This window comes from Kerstersia gyiorum (assembly GCF_048595715.1).
Classification (GTDB): domain Bacteria; phylum Pseudomonadota; class Gammaproteobacteria; order Burkholderiales; family Burkholderiaceae_B; genus Kerstersia; species Kerstersia gyiorum.
In genome coordinates this window covers 3,385,139-3,402,537 of record NZ_CP169556.1, presented here as the reverse complement: position 1 = coordinate 3,402,537, position 17,399 = coordinate 3,385,139, and the positions used below count along the sequence as shown (strand labels likewise).

14 protein-coding genes and 3 tRNA genes are annotated in these 17,399 nt (G+C 61.8%); 13 read left to right on the top strand and 4 right to left on the bottom strand.

Features of this window, described 5'->3' with window-relative positions; genetic code table 11:
- Nucleotides 1-37: 37 nt before the first annotated feature.
- From ACEW7X_RS14870 to ACEW7X_RS14860, 3 genes are all read left to right on the top strand, one after another.
- On the top strand, nucleotides 38-379 hold the full coding sequence (locus tag ACEW7X_RS14870; protein ID WP_068367320.1) for a TIGR01244 family sulfur transferase: 342 nt from the start codon (nucleotides 38-40) through the stop codon (nucleotides 377-379).
- Between the two features lie 163 nt (nucleotides 380-542).
- Nucleotides 543-1,004 (top strand): universal stress protein, encoded by a 462-nt coding sequence (locus ACEW7X_RS14865; RefSeq protein WP_068367318.1) that lies wholly within the window; start codon nucleotides 543-545, stop codon nucleotides 1,002-1,004.
- A 368-nt stretch (nucleotides 1,005-1,372) separates the two neighbouring features.
- Nucleotides 1,373-2,887: an MFS transporter gene (locus tag ACEW7X_RS14860; protein ID WP_068367317.1), complete on the top strand. Its 1,515-nt coding sequence runs from the start codon at nucleotides 1,373-1,375 to the stop codon at nucleotides 2,885-2,887.
- Here ACEW7X_RS14860 and ACEW7X_RS14855 read toward each other — a convergent pair.
- The 3 genes from ACEW7X_RS14855 to ACEW7X_RS14845 all read right to left on the bottom strand — a co-directional run bounded on the left by ACEW7X_RS14855 (nucleotide 2,825) and on the right by ACEW7X_RS14845 (nucleotide 5,056).
- Nucleotides 2,825-3,697 carry an EamA family transporter gene (locus ACEW7X_RS14855; RefSeq protein ID WP_420177372.1) on the bottom strand — a complete coding sequence of 291 codons (873 nt, stop codon included), beginning with the start codon at nucleotides 3,695-3,697 and terminating at the stop codon, nucleotides 2,825-2,827. The genes ACEW7X_RS14860 and ACEW7X_RS14855 overlap by 63 nt on opposite strands.
- Entirely contained in the window at nucleotides 3,685-4,803 is a 1,119-nt protein-coding gene (gene bioB / locus ACEW7X_RS14850; RefSeq protein ID WP_127775221.1) for a biotin synthase BioB, read from the bottom strand. The genes ACEW7X_RS14855 and bioB overlap by 13 nt, the downstream gene beginning before the upstream one ends.
- Before the next feature lie 118 nt (nucleotides 4,804-4,921).
- Complete coding sequence (locus ACEW7X_RS14845; protein ID WP_264622981.1) at nucleotides 4,922-5,056, bottom strand: hypothetical protein; 135 nt, start codon at nucleotides 5,054-5,056, stop codon at nucleotides 4,922-4,924.
- Nucleotides 5,057-5,222: 166 nt separating this feature from the next.
- On the opposite strand from ACEW7X_RS14845, the gene map reads away from it, so the two are divergent.
- On the top strand, nucleotides 5,223-6,038 hold the full coding sequence (gene map / locus ACEW7X_RS14840; protein WP_068367313.1) for a type I methionyl aminopeptidase: 816 nt from the start codon (nucleotides 5,223-5,225) through the stop codon (nucleotides 6,036-6,038).
- Nucleotides 6,039-6,083: 45 nt separating this feature from the next.
- Nucleotides 6,084-6,524 carry an HIT family protein gene (locus ACEW7X_RS14835; protein ID WP_068367311.1) on the top strand — a complete coding sequence of 147 codons (441 nt, stop codon included), beginning with the start codon at nucleotides 6,084-6,086 and terminating at the stop codon, nucleotides 6,522-6,524.
- A gap of 74 nt (nucleotides 6,525-6,598) precedes the next feature.
- On the opposite strand, the gene ACEW7X_RS14830 is transcribed toward ACEW7X_RS14835, so the two are convergent.
- Complete coding sequence (locus ACEW7X_RS14830; protein ID WP_068367308.1) at nucleotides 6,599-7,735, bottom strand: HPP family protein; 1,137 nt, start codon at nucleotides 7,733-7,735, stop codon at nucleotides 6,599-6,601.
- Nucleotides 7,736-7,985: 250 nt separating this feature from the next.
- Between ACEW7X_RS14830 and ACEW7X_RS14825 the strand changes: the two genes are divergently transcribed.
- The 8 genes from ACEW7X_RS14825 (at nucleotide 7,986) to ACEW7X_RS14790 (ending at nucleotide 17,248) form a co-directional block, all read left to right on the top strand.
- Nucleotides 7,986-8,495 carry a sigma-70 family RNA polymerase sigma factor gene (locus tag ACEW7X_RS14825; protein ID WP_130486501.1) on the top strand — a complete coding sequence of 170 codons (510 nt, stop codon included), beginning with the start codon at nucleotides 7,986-7,988 and terminating at the stop codon, nucleotides 8,493-8,495.
- Between the two features lie 5 nt (nucleotides 8,496-8,500).
- Nucleotides 8,501-9,469, top strand: coding sequence for a FecR domain-containing protein (locus tag ACEW7X_RS14820; protein WP_165389944.1), 969 nt, complete (start codon nucleotides 8,501-8,503; stop codon nucleotides 9,467-9,469).
- Between the two features lie 191 nt (nucleotides 9,470-9,660).
- Nucleotides 9,661-12,435 carry a TonB-dependent receptor domain-containing protein gene (locus ACEW7X_RS14815; protein WP_420177371.1) on the top strand — a complete coding sequence of 925 codons (2,775 nt, stop codon included), beginning with the start codon at nucleotides 9,661-9,663 and terminating at the stop codon, nucleotides 12,433-12,435.
- A gap of 100 nt (nucleotides 12,436-12,535) precedes the next feature.
- Nucleotides 12,536-15,253, top strand: coding sequence for a PKD domain-containing protein (locus ACEW7X_RS14810; protein ID WP_420177370.1), 2,718 nt, complete (start codon nucleotides 12,536-12,538; stop codon nucleotides 15,251-15,253).
- A gap of 293 nt (nucleotides 15,254-15,546) precedes the next feature.
- Nucleotides 15,547-15,622: transfer RNA gene (locus tag ACEW7X_RS14805), tRNA-Ala, on the top strand.
- Nucleotides 15,623-15,703: 81 nt separating this feature from the next.
- Nucleotides 15,704-15,779: transfer RNA gene (locus ACEW7X_RS14800), tRNA-Glu, on the top strand.
- Between the two features lie 21 nt (nucleotides 15,780-15,800).
- Nucleotides 15,801-15,877 (top strand) — tRNA-Asp (locus ACEW7X_RS14795).
- A 549-nt stretch (nucleotides 15,878-16,426) separates the two neighbouring features.
- Nucleotides 16,427-17,248, top strand: coding sequence for a DUF1460 domain-containing protein (locus tag ACEW7X_RS14790; protein WP_420177369.1), 822 nt, complete (start codon nucleotides 16,427-16,429; stop codon nucleotides 17,246-17,248).
- Nucleotides 17,249-17,399: the final 151 nt, after the last annotated feature.

Below are 17,399 nucleotides of genomic sequence, written 5' to 3'. Positions count from 1 at the left end.
CAGGATGATTCGCCTTCCTGCCTGCTGGAGTTTCAGTATGTCTGTACCCATCAATGCCCTGTCCGACAATTTCTCCGTCGCCCCGCAATTGCAGCCTGAAGACATGGCTGCGGTGGCGGCGGCCGGTTATCGCAGTGTCATCATCAATCGTCCGGATTTCGAGGCCGGCCCCGAGCAGCCCACGGCCGAGGCCGTTGCCGCCGCCGCCCAGGCCGCGGGCTTGCAGTGCGTGTATCAGCCGGTGGTGAGCGGCGCCATGACGGCAGCGGACGTTGCCCGCTTTGCCGAATTGCTCCAGACGCTGCCGGCGCCGGTCCTGGCGTATTGCCGTACCGGCACCCGCTGTAGCGTGCTGTACCGTGCCGCCGTGGGCAATTGATTTGCGCTGGCTCAAAGAAAACTGAACAAAATCGCTTCGGACCGGATGGAATTGCCGTGCGGTGGCTGGTTTTCCGCTAGCATGAAACAGTATGATTCTCAGCTGCGCGGGCTCGCGCAACCGGGTTGCACCTTTCAATCAATACAGAACAAGGAGTAGGGTTATGTTCAAAAAGATTCTGATCCCGACCGACGGTTCCCCGCTGTCCATCCAGGCAGTCAATGCCGGTATTGCGTTTGCCCGTTCCGTCGGCGCCGAAGTTCTCGGCCTGTATGTGACGCAACCGTTCGCTGCCACGATCGGCTTCGATGGCATGGCCGCAGCCTATGCGCTGACGGATGAAAACTACGAGAAGGCCGCTGCCGAGCAGGCCGACAAGTACCTGAAGCAGATCGGTGAAGCCGCACAGGCTGCTGGCGTGCCGGTGCAACTGAAGGCCGTGACTCACTTCAACGTCGCCGAAGGCATCGCCGAAGCCGCCAAGGAACACGGCGCAGACCTGATCTTCATCGGCAGCCACGGCCGCAGCGGCCTGTCGCGCCTGTTGTTGGGCAGCGTGACCTCCAAGGTCCTGTCGCTGTCCTCGACCGCCGTGCTGGTGTACCGCGTCAAGGACGAAGACTGATCTTTCCGGTTCAGGCATGTCCGGTCTGCCAGTACAGGCCGGACATGCCCGACTGACGTGTCCGGTGACGGGCATGAGTCAAAAAATTCCCGGCTGGGTTCAGCCGGGAATTTTTTTTGCTGCAACGGTTTGTCATGGGTTATTCGCTGACCGCGCGGCTGCGGGCAAGGGCTGCCGCCAGTGACAGGGTGGCGGTCGGCCGGCAACTCGGGCCATAATGCTTGCAGGCGGGGCAGCCGAGCATGGCGCCCCGGTTTCTGGGACGCCCATTGCCAGGAAGCAACTGTCCGTGGCTGGCAGAATGGACTGGGCGGACTGCTGGCCTGGGTCCTGCACGGACCGTCTCACGCCTGAGGAGCGCGCCTTTCATGTTGTCCACCCTGACGTCCTTCTCTGCCCTGTATGTCGCCACCCTGCTGATGCTCCTGGGCACCGGCATGTTCAATACCTACATGGCGTTGCGCCTGACGGCCCAGTCTGTCAGTGAAATCTGGGTTGGTGCCTTGATCGCGGCGTATTACCTGGGCCTGGTTGGCGGTGCGCGCCTGGGCCACAAACTGATCATCCGGGTGGGGCACGTGCGGGCCTATGTGGCTTGCGCGGCAATCGCCACCGTCATGGTGCTGGCGCAAAGCCTGGGCGATTCGCTCTGGCTGTGGCTGCTGTTTCGCCTGATTTCCGGGCTTGCCATGGTGACGCAGTTCATGGCGATCGAAAGCTGGCTCAACGAACAGACGGAAAACCATCAGCGCGGCCGAGTGTTCGCTTTCTACATGCTGGTGTCCGGGTTGGGCACGGTGCTGGGCCAGGTGGCCTTGAGCGCGTATCCGGTGCTGGACCTGCGGCCGCTGACATTCGTGGCCATCTGCCTGTCCATTTGCCTGGTCCCCATCGCTCTCACGGCTCGTTCGCATCCGGCGGCGCAATTGCCCGCACCGCTCGATGTTCCTTATTTCGTGCGCAAGGTGCCCCAGGCGCTGGCTGCCATCCTGGTGTCGGGTAACCTGACGGGCGCGTTCTATGGCCTGGCGCCGGTCTACGCCGCCAAGCAGGGCATGGATACATCGCAGGCGGCGATTTTCGTGGCCATCGCCGTGGCCGCTGGCGTGCTGTTCCAGTGGCCCATGGGCTGGCTGTCCGATCGCGTTAACCGGGTGGCGCTGATCCGTGTCAATTCGATCCTGCTGACGGTCATTGTGGTGCCCATGTGGTGGGGCAGTTACCTGCCGACCATGGCGCTGATGATTCTTGCCGGCCTGGCGGGCATCCTGATGTTCACGCTGTATTCTCTCAGCACCGCGTTTGCCAATGACCACGTTGACCAGGAGCGGCGCGTGGGCCTGAGCGCGGTGCTGCTCATGGTCTACGGGCTGGGCGCCTGTATCGGCCCCTTGCTGGCCGGCGTGCTGATGGATAAAGTCGGGCCGTCCTGGTTCTTCGTGTTTGTGTCGGCATGCAGCGTATTGCTGGTGTTCATCATGAACCCGCGCCGGGTGACCAGCATGCGTCCGGCAGGCGATGCGCCGGTGCAGTTCGTTGCGACGCCTGACATTTCGCATGGTTCGCCGCTGGCCACCGCGCTGGACCCGCGCAGTACGCCCGAAGACGATGTCTATATCGAGACCGTTGCGGTGGACAATACACCGGTGACCGAGCAGGCGGGCCCGCAGCCCCAGCCTGCGGCTGAGCAAGAGGACGATGCGGCGCGGGCTGAGCCCGTGGCGGCACCTCAAGCCGAGGCTGCTAGCGATGCGTCGTCTGCTGTATCGCTGGCCGTATCTCCTGCTGCCGCGCCCGCTGCAGGTGCCGGGCAGGCTGCATCAGCGCGGCCAGAGCGCGACGATGGCGAGGGCCGCAAGGGCGACACCGGCCCAGCCGCGTAACCCTGGACGTTCGTGGAACAGCCAGGCGCCAGCCAGGGCGCCAGCGGCAATCACGCCGATATTCATGGCGGTGAAGATCAGCGCCGGGTTGTCCGGATAGGCGCGGTGGGCGCGCAGGTAGAACACAATATTGCTGAAGTTCAGCAGTCCCAGCGCCAGGCCCCAGGAGAGGTCACGTGTTTGCAGGCGTTTGCCGCGCCAGTACAGGTAGCCTGCCATGATGATGCCTGCCAGGACGAAGCAGGCCAGCAGTACCGTGGAAAAGTGGTCGTGGTGGCGCGCAACCTGCTTGAACAGTGTATCTACGCTGCCATAGGCCAGCCAGACGGCCAGCAGCAGGGCCCAACTGCCCGGCGCGTTCGCGCCTGAACGGGTTGCCGTCAGGTCGGCCGCAGCAGCGCCGCGAGCCGGCTGCATCAGGAGCAGCAAGGCCAGCAGGGCCAGCGTGATGCCCAGCATCAGGCCGGGCGTCAGGGGTTGGCCGAATAGCAGGAATGCCGCCAGCAATGGCAGGCAGACAGATAAGCGCTGGGCGGCATCGCTGCGCACGACGCCTGCATGCTTGACGGCCGCGCCCATGACCAGGAAGCCTGCGGGAAGCAGCAACCCCAGGGCCAGTAGAATGCCCCAGGGTGTCTGCAAGTTCTGCCAGCCCGACAGGCTGGGGGGCAGCCAGATGAAACACAGCAGGGATGCCAGCAGGTAGTTCACTGCAATCATCGTGGCGTGGTCACGGCCACGCCGTGCAGACACCTTGAGCAGCAGCGTGACGGCCACGCTGCTGCAAACGGCCAGGATCAGCGCGAGCATGTGGTGTGGCAGGCTTCTCGTGCCGGGGCTGGCTGCCCATTCGTGGCGCTGCCGGCGTCTTCGTGCGCATGTACGGCTCCCGGCAGTTGCGCGCTGGTACGCATGCCCAGGCGGTCGAGCAACCTGCGGTCGACATCCGTCTGCGGGTTGGGCGTGGTCAGCATCATGTCGCCGTAGAAAATGGAATTGGCACCGGCCAGGAAACACAGCGCCTGGATGCCTTCCGGCATTTTTTCCCGGCCGGCGGACAGGCGTACGCGAGTCTTGGGCATGGTAATGCGGGCCACGGCGATTGTGCGGACGAACTCGAAGGGGTCCAGTTCATCCAGGCCAGACAGCGGCGTGCCGGCAACCTGCACCAGATTGTTGATGGGCACGGATTCCGGATAGGGCGACATATTGGCCAACTGGGCGATCAGGCCGGCGCGCTCGCGGCGCGATTCGCCCAGCCCGACAATGCCGCCACAGCAGATCTTGATGCCGGCGTCGCGGACGTGCTGCAGTGTATCCAGGCGGTCCTGGTAGGTGCGCGTGGTGATGATGCGGCCATAGAACTCGGGCGCGGTATCCAGGTTGTGGTTGTAGTAATCCAGCCCGGCTTCGCTCAGTTCCTGGGCCTGTTCGGCTTCCAGCATGCCCAGGGTCATGCAGGTTTCCAGGCCCAGTCCGCGTACCGCCCGCACGATGCCGGTCAGGGCGTCCATGTGACGGGGCTTCGGCCGGCTCCAGGCCGCACCCATGCAGAAGCGGGTGGCGCCTGAGTCCTTGGCGCGCTGTGCGGCCGCGATGACGGCGTTCACGTCCATGAGTTTGTCGGCCTGCACCGGGGTGTCATAGTGGGACGATTGCGGGCAGTACGAGCAATCCTCGGCACAGCCTCCGGTTTTGATGGAGAGCAGGGTGGCCAGCTCTATCCTGGCGGGATCGAAATGTTCGCGGTGTGCTTCCTGGGCGCGGAACAGCAATTCGGGGAAAGGCAGGTCGTAGAGGGACAGAATGGCTTCCCGGCTCCAATTGCGTGCCGGCGCCAGCGCGTCGGCCTGGCGCGGCGTCAGGGGAAGGGGAACGGCAGCCGTCGTGGCCGGGGTCTGTTGGGATAGGGACATGATGACCTCCTGTAATCAGCAGATCGTAGGAGTTCGCCAAATTAAATCTCAAGCTGGATTTTTAGAGGTTTTTGGCTGCATGTTGCCGTCAATAGAATGGTTTTTGTCTTCTTATTGGTCAATTCCAGTTATCTTCGTTGATATTTTCCTCGTTGATGGCCCGGGTATTTTGTGACAAATTGTGATAATCGGCTGCTTTTTTGCGGTATTTCAGCGCTGGATCGACGGCAAAGCCTTTCGGTGCAGGACGCATGGGGCTGTCTGCCTGGGGCCGGGGCGTATAATCCCGCCATGGGCATTGTCAACATATTCGAACCTATGCACGCCAGTCTGCGTGCCGCAGGCGCTGCGCTCCGCCGGGCCACACATGCGCAGGAAACAACACCCATTCAGGGCGCCATGGTTCAGGGAGCAGGCTTGTGAGCAGGAAAATCGTCATCAATACCGAAGCAGATCTTGAAAAACTGCGCATCTCAGGGCGTCTGGCCGCTTCCGTTCTGGAAATGATCACGCCTCATGTGAAGCCTGGCGTTTCCACGGAAGCGCTGGATGATATCTGCCGTGAATACATCATCAACGAATTGCAGGCAACGCCGGCCAATATCGGCTACCACGGCTATACCAAGACGTCCTGCACCTCGGTGAACCACGTGGTTTGCCATGGCATTCCGTCGCCCACGAAGATCCTCAAGGACGGCGACATCGTCAATATCGACGTCGCGCTGATCAAGGACGGCTACTACGGCGATACCAGCCGTATGTACTTCGTTGGCAAGGTCGGCCCGCTGGGCCGCCGCCTGGTGAACGTGACCTACGAGGCAATGCGTGCGGGCATCATGGTGGTCCGTCCGGGCGCGACCCTGGGTGACGTGGGCCATGCCATCCAGACCGTGGCGCATCGCGAGGGCTTTTCCGTGGTGCGCGAGTATTGCGGGCACGGCATCGGCCGCGTCTATCACGACGAACCGCAGGTGCTGCACTATGGCAGCAAGGGCCAGGGCCTGAAACTGGTCGAGGGCATGGTGTTCACCATCGAACCGATGATCAATGCCGGCCGCGCTGGCGTGAAGGTGCTGGGCGATGGCTGGACGGTCGTGACCAAGGACCATTCGCTGTCGGCGCAGTGGGAACACATGGTGGCCGTCACCGCCGATGGCTACGAACTCTTGACCCCGTGGCCCGAAGGCACCGGCGATTATCCCGAGATTCCCCTGGTGCATACCGTCGCGGCCTGAGGCTGGCTGCGGGCGCCGAATTCTTGTCTGAGGAGACTCTTCGACGTGGCTTACGATAACAATAATGTGTTTGCGCGCATTCTGCGCGATGAATTGCCCAGCATCCGTGTCTATGAAGACGAGTACACGGTTGCATTCATGGACATCATGCCGCAGGCGCCCGGGCACGTGCTCGTGATCCCCAAGGAAGCCGCCGAGACACTGCTCGACTTGTCCGACGACGGCGCGCGCGCCGTGATCAGCACCACGCGCCACCTGGCCATTGCGGCCAAGCAGGCATTCGCACCGCAGGGCATCCTGGTGGCGCAGATGAATGGCGCCGCAGCTGGGCAAACCGTGCCGCACATCCATTTCCACGTCATTCCACGCAACGCAGGGCAAGAAGTGCTGGCCCATGCCGCCGAGAAAGGCGATATGGCGGAATTGGTGGCCAACGCGGAAAAGTTGCGCAAGGTGCTGGCCGAAATGGCCAAGGACGAGGCCTGACTTTTCGCCTGCGGCGCATGCCGCAGGCAAGGGTAAGCCGCTGCCGGTGTTTCGCCGGCAGCGGCTTTTTCATTTCAGTCCGGCTGCACGGCCTGGTACAGCGCCTGCAGCAGGTCGGATTGGGTGACGATGCCCGTGAGTTGGCCGCTGGCGTCCAGTACGGGGATATGGCGCAGACGCTGCTGGGCGAAGAGCGGTATCAGGCTGCTGATCGGGGCATCTTCGCTGGCATGGGTGACGGGCGAGGTCATGATGTCGGCGACAGTGGGGGCGTCCGGTGTCTTGGGTTTGCGCCGTCCCAGCAAGGCGCGCAGGCCGCGCGGGCCGGGCGCTGGCGTGGCGGATGCCAGCGATGAATCGGCAAAATCCGAGGCGGTGGCGATGCCCAGCAGGTGATGTCTGTCGTCAACGATAGGCAGCGCCTTGAGCTTGTTGCTGCGGATGATTTCCCAGGCTTGCGGCTGGGGGGTGTCCGGCGAAACGGCGATGGGGTCGCGGCTCATGATGTCGCGGCACAGCGTGGCGCCCAGGATGCGCTCGTAGGTGGCGTTCTCGGTGTACTCCAGTACCTGTGCCAGTTCGCTGCGGCTGATATTGAGGGCCTGGTTGTAGCGCGCCAGTGCCCGGTCCAGGTCTTCGTCGGTAAAGCGGCTGGAAGCAGGCTTGGCTGGCGAGGCAGGTTTTTTCGGCTCCATGTGGGGGTAGGCCTTGCCCGTCAGGTTGTTATAGATGGCGGCAAGGATGACCAGCAGCAGGGTGTCCGTGAAGATGGGCACCAGGGCAAACGAAATATCGGTAATGTGCGTCAGCGAGGCAAATAGCGCCACTGCTACGCCTGGAGGGTGCACGCAGCGCAGGATGAACATGGCGGCCATGGCGCCGGATACCGCCAGCGCGGTGCTGGGTACTGGCGGCAGGCCTGCATGGGCACACAGCACGCCGATGCAGGCGCCGGCCGTATTGCCCAGCACGGCGGCATAAGGTTGGGCCAGCGGGCTGCCGGGCAGCAGGAATACCAGCAGGGAGGTTGCCCCCAGCGAACCGACCATCCAATAGGTGTGCAGGTCGTCGCCAATCATCCATTGGCTGAGCTGGGAGGTGATCAGAATTGCCAGGCCGGCGCCGATGAGGGCGCGCAGACGTTCACGATTGTTGATCTGGAAGGGGGCGGGCTTGAGTGCCAGCAGCAGGCGATGCATTAAACCGGACATGATGATAAATAATAGACCGCTTCGACCCCCGCCGTGAAGAAATTCATGCCGGGCCCGAGCCGGACAGGCGCCGGATGCCGCACTAAATATCCCACCCGGGCACCGTGGTATTCATGCAGCAGTTTTCAAGGGCATGTTAAATTCTTTGAGTAATAAGAATAATTCTCATACAATTCTTGCGTTCACCTATCTTTGACCGAATGGCCAATCCCCGCTGTTGCCCCAGGGATCTGGTCGCCGGAGCCCGCCTGTGTCAGTCAAAGCCCTTACGCCCGCCGATCCTGTAGATGCCCTGTACCAAGACCACCAGGGGTGGTTGCATGGCTGGCTGCGCCGTCGTCTGGGCAATGATGCCGATGCGGCAGATCTGGTGCAGGACACCTTCCTCAGTGTGATCTGCTCAGGCAAGGCGGGGGAGATCATCGAGCCGCGCCCCTACCTCACCACGATTGCCCGTTGCCTGGTGGCGCACCGGCACCGGCGCAGGCAGCTCGAAGAGGCCTACCTGGCCGCTTTGGCCGCTTTGCCTGAAGAGATGGAAATGTCGCCGGAAACCCGGGCGCTGGCGCTGGAAACCCTGCTGCGCCTGGACCAGATGCTCGACGGCCTGCCGACCAAGGTGCGCGAGGCATTCATGCTCGTGCACCTGCAAGGGGCCTCCTACCAAGACGTGGCGCAGGCGCTGGGCGTGTCGACCAGCTCGGTCAAGCAATACCTGATGCGAGCCAACCAGCAGGCTTTCCTGGTCTTGCTGGGATGAGCGGCATGGTGTCTTCCTGGCTCACTGGTGTCGATGGCGGGCGCGAGGAAATTGCGCGTGCCGCCGCCTACTGGATGACTGAACTGATGGCCGACGATGTTTCCGCCGATACCCGGCGGCGCTGGCGGCAATGGCTGGAGGCCGATCCGGCGCATCGTGAAGCCTGGGCGCGTTTCGAGAGCCTGGGGGTCGGCTTGCGCACCCTGAATCCGGCCGCGGCGCGCCAGGGTTTGTCGACCCTGCGCGATGCCGGGCGCCGGCGGGCGTTCAAGCGTGCCGCTGTTGTGGCGGTCGGTGGCGCCAGCCTGGGTACGCTGATGCAGGTTCATGGCTGGCAAAGCCTGGTGGCGGATTACAGCACCGGTGTTGGCGAACAGCGGGTGCTGACGTTGAGCGATGGCACCCGGCTGTTGCTCAATACCGATAGTGCTGTGGACGTTGATTTCACCGCCGGGCTGCGCCTGATCCGGCTGCGTCAGGGCGAAGTGCTGATAGAAACCGGCAAGGACACGCTGGACCGCCCCATGCGGGTGGAAACGGCGCAGGGTTGGGTAGCCCCGTTGGGCACGCGGTTCATCGTCAGGCAACGCGAGGCCGATACGGTGGTAAGCGTGTTCGAGCATCGCGTCGTGTTGATGGCAGATGGCTGGTTGCGTTCCTATGTGCTGGAAGCCGGGCAGCGTGCCGTGATCCAGCCTGGCACCGGGCCGCAAGCCCGTCCGCTGAAGGACGAGGACGGTGCCTGGGCGCGCGGCGAGCTCGTGGCCGACAATGTTCGCCTGGCCGATTTCGTCGCTGAGCTGGGCCGCTACCGTCGCGGTTGGCTGCTGTGCGATCCGGCGGTCGCCGACCTGCGCCTGACCGGGCTCTTTCCCTATATGGATACGGAAAGGGTACTGACCGCCATTACCCAGGCGCTTCCCATCCGGGTACAGCGCCGCAGCCGCTACTGGCTCAAGCTGGTGCCTGCCTGATTCCGTTCGCTTGGCGTGCCGGTACCCAGGGCGGGGGACAGCGCAAGCGACCCGGGTTACTGCATTCAAGATACTATTTGTTTCAATTTCCGGGCCGGATAATCTGACCATTTCTCGTTCTCAGTCCACCTACACCATAGATGGCGCCGCATTGCGTGGTGTCTGTGAATCGGGTCGTAGAGGAATACGGAATGGAAGGAAAGCGCAGCGCTGGCCGTCAGGGAAGTCGGGTCGCCAGCCGGGGAAGGACCGGTAAGCGCGGTTTGCGTGATGCGAGCTGGAGGGCGCTGGTGCTGGCCGCCGGCTTGGCGCTGCAACTGGGGCCGGATACGGTACAAGCGCAGGACGGCAGCGTGGCGGCGGCCGGCGTGCACGAGTTCGATATTGCGCCCGGGCCGCTGTCTCAGGCGTTGCGCCAGGCGGCCAGCATTTCGGGTGAAGCCATCACCTTTGTACCGGCACTGACGGAAGGCTTGAGCAGCCCCGGCTTGCACGGTACGTATTCGACCAGCGAAGCATTCCGCCGACTGCTGCTGGGCAGCAACCTGGAGGCCCGGCGCCAGATGGACGGCACCTATGTGCTGCGCGCGCTGCCACCGCAATCCGCGGCTGGCGTGGCGAACCTGGATGCGGTGGAAGTGGTGGGCACGCCGGACGATCCCAAGGATGAGGTGTACCGGACATCACATTCGGTCAGCGTTCTGACCCGTGACGATATCGAGCGCTTTCGCGGAACGTCGGTAGGCGATATCTTCCAGGGAGTGCCTGGTGTGCTGGTCGGCGAAAACCGCAACTCGGGCGGCCTTGATGTGAACATCCGCGGCATGCAGGGCCAGGGCCGGGTGCCGGTGCTGATCGACGGTTCGCGCCAGGAAACCACGGTATACCGGGGCTACGCCGGCGTCTCGTCGCGTACCTATGTTGACCCCGACCTGATCGGCGGCGTGCGCATAGACAAGGGCCCCAGCATGGATGCGGGCGGTACGGGCGCGGTCGGCGGCCTGGTCAGCATGCGTACCCTGGAAGCCGATGACATCCTGCGTGATGGCGAATCGTTCGGGCTGCGCATGCGCGGCACCGCGATAGGCAACAACAGCGGCTCGCCGTCGGAACCGGGGCAACGTGCCGGCCTGGCGGACAGCGGCAAATACCGCATCAACTGCGTATCCGAACTGCTGTGCTCGGGCGAACATGACTTCGCCAATGCCCTGGGCCCGGAAGAAACGCTGGACCGTCCCGGCACGTTCACGCCCAAAAGCTGGGCGGGCAGCCTGGCGCTGGCCGGTCGCTTCGACAAACTGGAGCTGGTCGGGGCCATTGCGCATCGGGAACAGGGCAACTACTACGCTGGCAACCATGGCCCCAAGGCCAAAATGGAAGTCGTCGACAGCTATGACGGTGGCTTCTGGACGGAGATCATTACCGAGCGCACCGGGGCATCGCGCTTCCGTGGCGGCGAACGTGTCGTCAATAGCAACTACAAGAGCGATTCGGCATTGCTCAAAGGCAAGATCGAGCTGGCGCAAGACCAGGAGCTGAAACTCAGCTGGCTGCGCTACCGCAGCACCTACGGCGAACTGATGCCATCGCAGCTGATCTGGTACAGCGTGGTGCGACAGACCGCCAACAGCGAGGTCACGGCCAACACCTGGACCAGCCAGTACCGCTGGAACCCGGCGGCAACGGACCTGATCGACCTGCAGGCCAATCTTTGGCTGACGCGTACGCGCAGCATGAACAACAACTACTCCGATGACCTGAAATACATCGGCTCGGAAACCGAGCGCTATCGCCGCTGGGGGCTGGATGCCAGCAATACCATGCGTTTTGAATGGATGGGTGCAACGGAAATCCGTTATGGCGGCGCGCTGCAGAAAGAGCATGTCACGTCCAGTCCCGATGAGGGCAGTTCAGCCTTGCCGCAAGGCCGCCTGGGCGAGCGTACCGAATACAGCGCGTTCGCGGCGTTGAAGTACAAGCCCGTGGAAAGCGTGACGCTGGATGCCGGCCTGCGCTACACGCGCTTTCGCTCCAATGACAACAAACCGATGCTGTTGACGAGTGCCAGCACCTATTGCGTCGGCGGCGCAGCGAGCGGCGACTGCGAGGAAGTGTTCCTGACGTCCCGTGGCAGTGGCTCCGCGCCGATGATCGGGCTGACCTGGGAACCGGCCTATGGCCTGCAGTTCTATGCGCGCTATGCCGAAGCCTTGCGCATGCCCAGCCTGTTCGAGACCACGTCCGGTTTTTCCGTCAGTGCCACGCCGGACGCGAATCTCAAGCCCGAGCGTGCCGTCAGCCGCGAAGTGGGCATCAACTACATGCTGGATGGCGTGCTGACCGATAGGGATAGCCTGCGCCTGAAGCTGGCCTATTTCCGCAATCACACGCGCAACTACCTGACCCGGACCATTCCCAATACGAACGAAAACAACAGTTCGCCACTCTTTCGTCTGCGCAATATCGACAGCGTGAACGTCAATGGCGTGGAGCTGGGCGGTTCGTATGACATCGGCCCGATGTGGGTGGAATTCAGTGGCACCCGCTACAACAAGATCGAAGTCTGCCACGAAGGCAGCTATCGCAGCGAAGAGTGCACCGACTACGGCCTGGCCAACAGCTACATCAACAACATGATCCCGCCCAATTGGCACGCCAGCCTGCTGGTTGGCACCCGTCTGTTCGACGAGCGCCTGACCGTAGGGATGCGCGGGACCTTCATGGGCAAGCGCAATCCCATGCCCGAGTATGACAGCCAGGGTGTGGATACGATCTTCGCAAGGCCGGTTGCCTGGCATGCCTACAAGGTCTTCGACCTGTTCGCGTCCTATCGCTTCAACGACAACTTCAGCGTCGATTTCAACATCGACAACATTACTGACCGCTATTACCTCGACGCGCTGAGCCTGGGCCTGGTGCCCGCGCCCGGACGGACGGCGAGATTGAGCGCCACGATGCAGTTCTGAGCCACGCTGGCGTCCACCGATTTACGTCGCGGGAATCCACAAGCGAAGCAGGCTTCCACAGTGAGATTCGCGCGCACCATTCATCAAGAGGAAAATACCTATGAAATCCGGAGCAAAAAAGCTGCTGCTGGCTTTTGGCGCCGCGCTCGTGCTGTCCGCATGTGGCGGTGGTACTGACAGTGGCTACGATGGGGACAGCGATAATCCCGCAGGTGTGAATCAGCCCAAGCCTTCGATTCAGGTGCTGGCTGGTGACGAGGTCGTGCCATCTGGCAGCCCGATCCAGCTGGGCCAGACGGTCGTCCTGGATGGCAAGGCCAGCAAGGGCGGCATTATCGGTTACCAGTGGGTGCTGAACGGCAAGCCCATCAACAGCCAGGCGACGCTGAGCAATGCGGGTGATTCCGTGGCCCGCCTGCAGCCCGATGTTCCGGGGGAATACCAGGTGGCGCTGATGGTCAGCAATGGGGCGTCGTCTGCGACGGCGTCCGTCACAGTGCTGGTGGTCAATGAGGACCCGGTGGCGGTCGTGCCTGCCAGCATCGAAGCATTGCTCGGTGCCGTGCAACTCGATGGCAGCGCCAGCGTTCCGCCCATTAACGGTGATGCCCGTCAGTTGGAATATGCCTGGCGGTTGGTTGGGGTGCCGCCGGAAAGCGCGCTGCGCTCCATGGACGACGCGGAAGCAACGCGTGCCGTGGCGCGCTTCAAGGCTGACAGGGTCGGCAAATATGAATTCGAATTGACGGTCAGGTATGGCGAGCGTGTCAGTGCGCCCGCCCGCGTGACGGTGAACGTCAATGAACCCTTTAGCCGGCCGGTTGCGAAAATCACCATCCCGTCCGGGATGGACACCGTACAAATCGGCCAGGAAGTCACGATTGACGGACGGGACAGCCTGAAAGGGGCGGGTGACCACCTGGAGTATCGCTGGAAGGTCGTTGCCGGCAAGTCCGGCTTGCCGGGCAGCGCCCACGACGCGATCGTCTGGGATACGAACGAGCCCGTCCTGCACTTCCGTCCGCAGGCGGCCGGTTCGCACCGGGTGGAGCTTTTTGTTTTTGACGGGCTCTCGCGCAGTGGGGATACGCCGGTGCAGGCGTTCGTGAAGGTCATGCCGGTACCTGGACAGCCCAATATGGCGCCCATTGCCCGCATTGGTCTGGAGCAGGCGCCTGGCGGCATGGTGGAAACCGGCACGAAACTCATGTTGCAAGGTAATTTGTCCTACGACATCGACGAATATGATCCTTACCAGCTGAAGCACCATTGGGAGCTGGTGAGCGCCCCGACGGGGTCGGATACGGACGCCATAAAGGCCGCACTGGCCTCCGGCGGCAGCATGCCGATGGTTCTGTTTGATGTGAAAGGCGACTATGAAATCGCCTTGACGGTGGAGGATCAGCACGGGGCGAAATCCGAACGCCTGGTGCAGAAATTCACGGCTACCAACGGTGCCAACCGCCGTCCGTCTGCGGTGATCTACGAATCGCGCGGCAACACCAATGCTGCCGTCGGTGCCCTGGTGACGCTGGATGGATCTCAGAGTACCGATCCTGATCGCAATAAGCTGATCTACGAATGGACCCTGACCGACCGCCCTGACGGCAGCCAGGCCGAACTGAAGCCAGTGGGCAAGGACGGTGACCGCGCGCAGATCCAGGTGGACAAGGCCGGCCCTTATTCCGCTTCTCTGGTCGTGGTGGACTCCCACGGCGCACGCAGCGCACCCTGGCCCTTGACCATCTTCGCCAAGAGCCGAAACCATGCGCCGCAGGTTCGGCCGTCGCTGGGAGATCTTCAATACACCAACATCGGTTCCACCGTTTATGACGCGGAGCAGCCGCTGCTGATTGCACCGCTGATCCAGGACAAAGTGTTCAGGGTGTATGTCAATGGCGTGGAGCAACAGCACAAGCTGACGTTGTGGCACGGTTTTGCCTTGGGTGCCAATGCCGTGGACCCTGACGGCGACAAGCTCACATACCTGTGGACCATGAAGAACCAGCCCAATGGCGCCACCTGGGAGCTGGGTGAAAAGCTGTGCTCGGTGGGCGGCGACTGGACGGCTGCCAAGGGAGATTACCCGACGTGGCGCCGAGAGCAGGCCAATCTGGGCCAATGGACATGCTCGGACCTGACGCTGGCGCCGACGGTAACGGGCAACTACAGCATCGAGTTGATGGTCAGCGATGGCGTGGAAGCGACAGGGCCGTTTACCCTCAATATGAATGCGGCGACACGCGAGCAGTACCCAACCTTGCTGCTGGAAGACCGGCTGATTTCCCATCGCTGGAGCAATGCCCAGCAGCAGGCAATTGCGCAGCCTGATGCCGAAAAGGCGTTCAGGCAAGAGCTGTTCCCCTATCGTGCGACGTATGAATTGACGCCCAAGCAGGCGACCCTGCCGGTCGAGACAGGGTTGACGGCTGCGTACGGGTTCAATGAGGACGCGGTGCTGAAGACCTTCCGTCTGACGGCCAATGATCAGGACTACACCATCGTCAACCTCGAGGCCTATGACAAGGACAACATCGAGACGCCCCGTTTCGAGGGCCTGGACAACGGCATGGTGATTCGGCGCGGACAATCGGTAGAGTTCCAGTTGATCTGGCCGATCAACAACCTGCCAGGTTGCGGGACGAGCACGGGGGATCAGAAAACCTTCGTCAACAAGAACGGCCTGGTATGGAAGTTTGGGTTGAAGGAGCGTCCGGACTGGGTCTTCGAATACAACCCGGGTAACAATGTCGTCGGTACACAGGAAGCGTTCGACTTCCGGGGCAGGCCATACCAGGCTTGCGTCAAGGCGCAGTAGTGGCGCCAGCCCGGGCGAGTGCATCATGCGCCCGGGCGACAGTCGGCCCGCCTGGACTGTGGCCAGGGGGGGGGGGCGCTGTCCTCGGCAGGAAAAAAAGCCAGGGCAAGTCCTGCAAGCGTGAAAACAACAAAAATGTTGTATTTGTGCAAATATGAAAAATATTCGACACGGCGCTTGCATACGGATTTTAGTTCGTGCATAATTCAATTCTTCGCTGCTGACACAGGGCAGCCAACGAAAGAAACGAAGCGAAAGCCGAGTGGAAACGTTGGTAGAATGTAGAAGCAAATGGGGGTATAGCTCAGCTGGGAGAGCGCTTGCATGGCATGCAAGAGGTCAGCGGTTCGATCCCGCTTACCTCCACCAAAAAAGCGAAGAGGTTCTTGAAAAAGAACTTGCAGTAAATCGAAGAAATGCCATATAATCTTCGATCTGTTGTTTGGTCCTGTCCCCTTCGTCTAGAGGCCTAGGACATCACCCTTTCACGGTGAGTACAGGGGTTCGAATCCCCTAGGGGACGCCACTAATTTTGTGGTACCGCTGCGGAGCGGTAGTTCAGTTGGTTAGAATACCGGCCTGTCACGCCGGGGGTCGCGGGTTCGAGCCCCGTCCGCTCCGCCAAAAGATTCCAGAAGAAAAGCACCTTGAAAAAGGTGCTTTTTTTTCGTTCTGATGCTCGTAATTCCCCATATTTCCATGGCGCAGCCCCGGGATATCTTCGACGAGGAATGCGTGGTGACCGAGAAGGCATTCGAACTGGCACAGGTGCGTCAGGAGATTGATCGTTGGATTGGACAGAAAGAAGGCGCAGGGAGCAGTTCCAGGCGAATCTGGACAATCTGAGGGCTCAGATCGTCGCGTTACGCGAGCGGCGTGGCGAGCCTGATCGTACGGTGACGTTCACACCTATTGCGCCTTCAGGGAAATGAGCGGATGCGAGACGCCGTGCGCCAGGCCTTGCTCGAATGCAACGCTGAAGGTTGCTGGCGGCTCATTGCCTGAGTGTGTGTTCAGTTGTCTGTGACCGGCTAAGGTGCCTGGGCATCGCGCCAGCTGACTATCAGCATCACGGCAAGCCGCTCCGGGGGATGTTGTTTCCCTCGCCGCGCAGGTATTCTGTGCGTCATCCCTGTTCGCACCCGCTGGCAGGGCGACGGACGCAAGGAAATCATGCACTTTTATTCCGGCATCAGCCTGTCTGCCAGATTGACGGGCCTGTTCCTGGCCATGGCCATCGTCAATCCTGCCACGGCGCAGCAAGGGCAATACCTGGTCAAGACGGATGAAGCGACCCGCGCCCGGGTGGAGGCGATTATTGCCATGCCTACGCTGTCCGAACCTGGCTTGGACCATGGCGCAAGGCTGGCCCAGGTGTCCTCCCTGTTCCTGGGTGTTCCATACCGGGCCAATACGCTGGTGGGATCGCGTGATACCAATGAAATGCTGGTTGTGGATTTCAACCGGGTCGATTGCTTTACGTTTATTGATTACGTTGAGGCCCTGAGCCGCGCCACGGACGGCAATGACTTCCTGACCCGGCTGGCTGCTGTCCGCTACGCGAATGGCAATGTTGATTTCCGGCATCGCCGCCACTTTTTCTCCGACTGGGCGGCCGTCGAGCCGAGGAATGCCACGGATGTCACGCGTGAGGTCGGTGGCATCTATGTTTCGGTGGACAAGGTGTTGAACCGCAAGGCCGACGGCACGGAGTATCTGCCCGGCCTGGGCGAGACGCCGCGCACGATAGATTACATTCCGGCGTTTGCCATTGACGAACAGGTGCTGGCCAAGCTGCAGACTGGCGATTATGTCGGTGCCTATACCCCGCTCGATGGCCTGGATGTGACGCATGTGGGCATCGTGGTCAAGGCCGCCGGCCAGGTCTGGTTCCGCAACGCTTCGTCCGTGCAGGCCAATATGAAAGTGGTCGATGTGCCCCTGCGGGACTATATGGCGGCCAAAACCGGCATGGTGGTTCTGCGCGCGCCCTGAGTTTTATGAGTGGGGGGCTTATGGCGGTCACAGGTGGTCCATATGGCCCACAGCAGGCAACGAACGGCATGAACTCGCGCTTATGTGGAGCGCAGCACCGGGCTCATTGATATAGCCTCTTCAATGTATTCATTATCCGTATAGTTGGCAT

Excerpts from the sequence above, each read along its gene's own strand:
- ACEW7X_RS14830 (WP_068367308.1), bottom strand. The coding sequence starts at position 7,735 with ATGTCCGGTTTAATGCATCGCCTGCTGCTGGCACTCAAGCCCGCCCCC.
- ACEW7X_RS14855 (WP_420177372.1), bottom strand. The coding sequence starts at position 3,697 with ATGCTCGCGCTGATCCTGGCCGTTTGCAGCAGCGTGGCCGTCACGCTG.
- ACEW7X_RS14845 (WP_264622981.1), bottom strand. The coding sequence starts at position 5,056 with ATGCGTCCTGCACCGAAAGGCTTTGCCGTCGATCCAGCGCTGAAATAC.
- ACEW7X_RS14820 (WP_165389944.1), top strand. The coding sequence starts at position 8,501 with ATGGTGTCTTCCTGGCTCACTGGTGTCGATGGCGGGCGCGAGGAAATT.
- ACEW7X_RS14815 (WP_420177371.1), top strand. The coding sequence starts at position 9,661 with ATGGAAGGAAAGCGCAGCGCTGGCCGTCAGGGAAGTCGGGTCGCCAGC.
- ACEW7X_RS14810 (WP_420177370.1), top strand. The coding sequence starts at position 12,536 with ATGAAATCCGGAGCAAAAAAGCTGCTGCTGGCTTTTGGCGCCGCGCTC.
- ACEW7X_RS14790 (WP_420177369.1), top strand. The coding sequence starts at position 16,427 with ATGCACTTTTATTCCGGCATCAGCCTGTCTGCCAGATTGACGGGCCTG.
- ACEW7X_RS14865 (WP_068367318.1), top strand. The coding sequence starts at position 543 with ATGTTCAAAAAGATTCTGATCCCGACCGACGGTTCCCCGCTGTCCATC.
- ACEW7X_RS14860 (WP_068367317.1), top strand. The coding sequence starts at position 1,373 with ATGTTGTCCACCCTGACGTCCTTCTCTGCCCTGTATGTCGCCACCCTG.
- ACEW7X_RS14870 (WP_068367320.1), top strand. The coding sequence starts at position 38 with ATGTCTGTACCCATCAATGCCCTGTCCGACAATTTCTCCGTCGCCCCG.
- bioB (WP_127775221.1), bottom strand. The coding sequence starts at position 4,803 with ATGTCCCTATCCCAACAGACCCCGGCCACGACGGCTGCCGTTCCCCTT.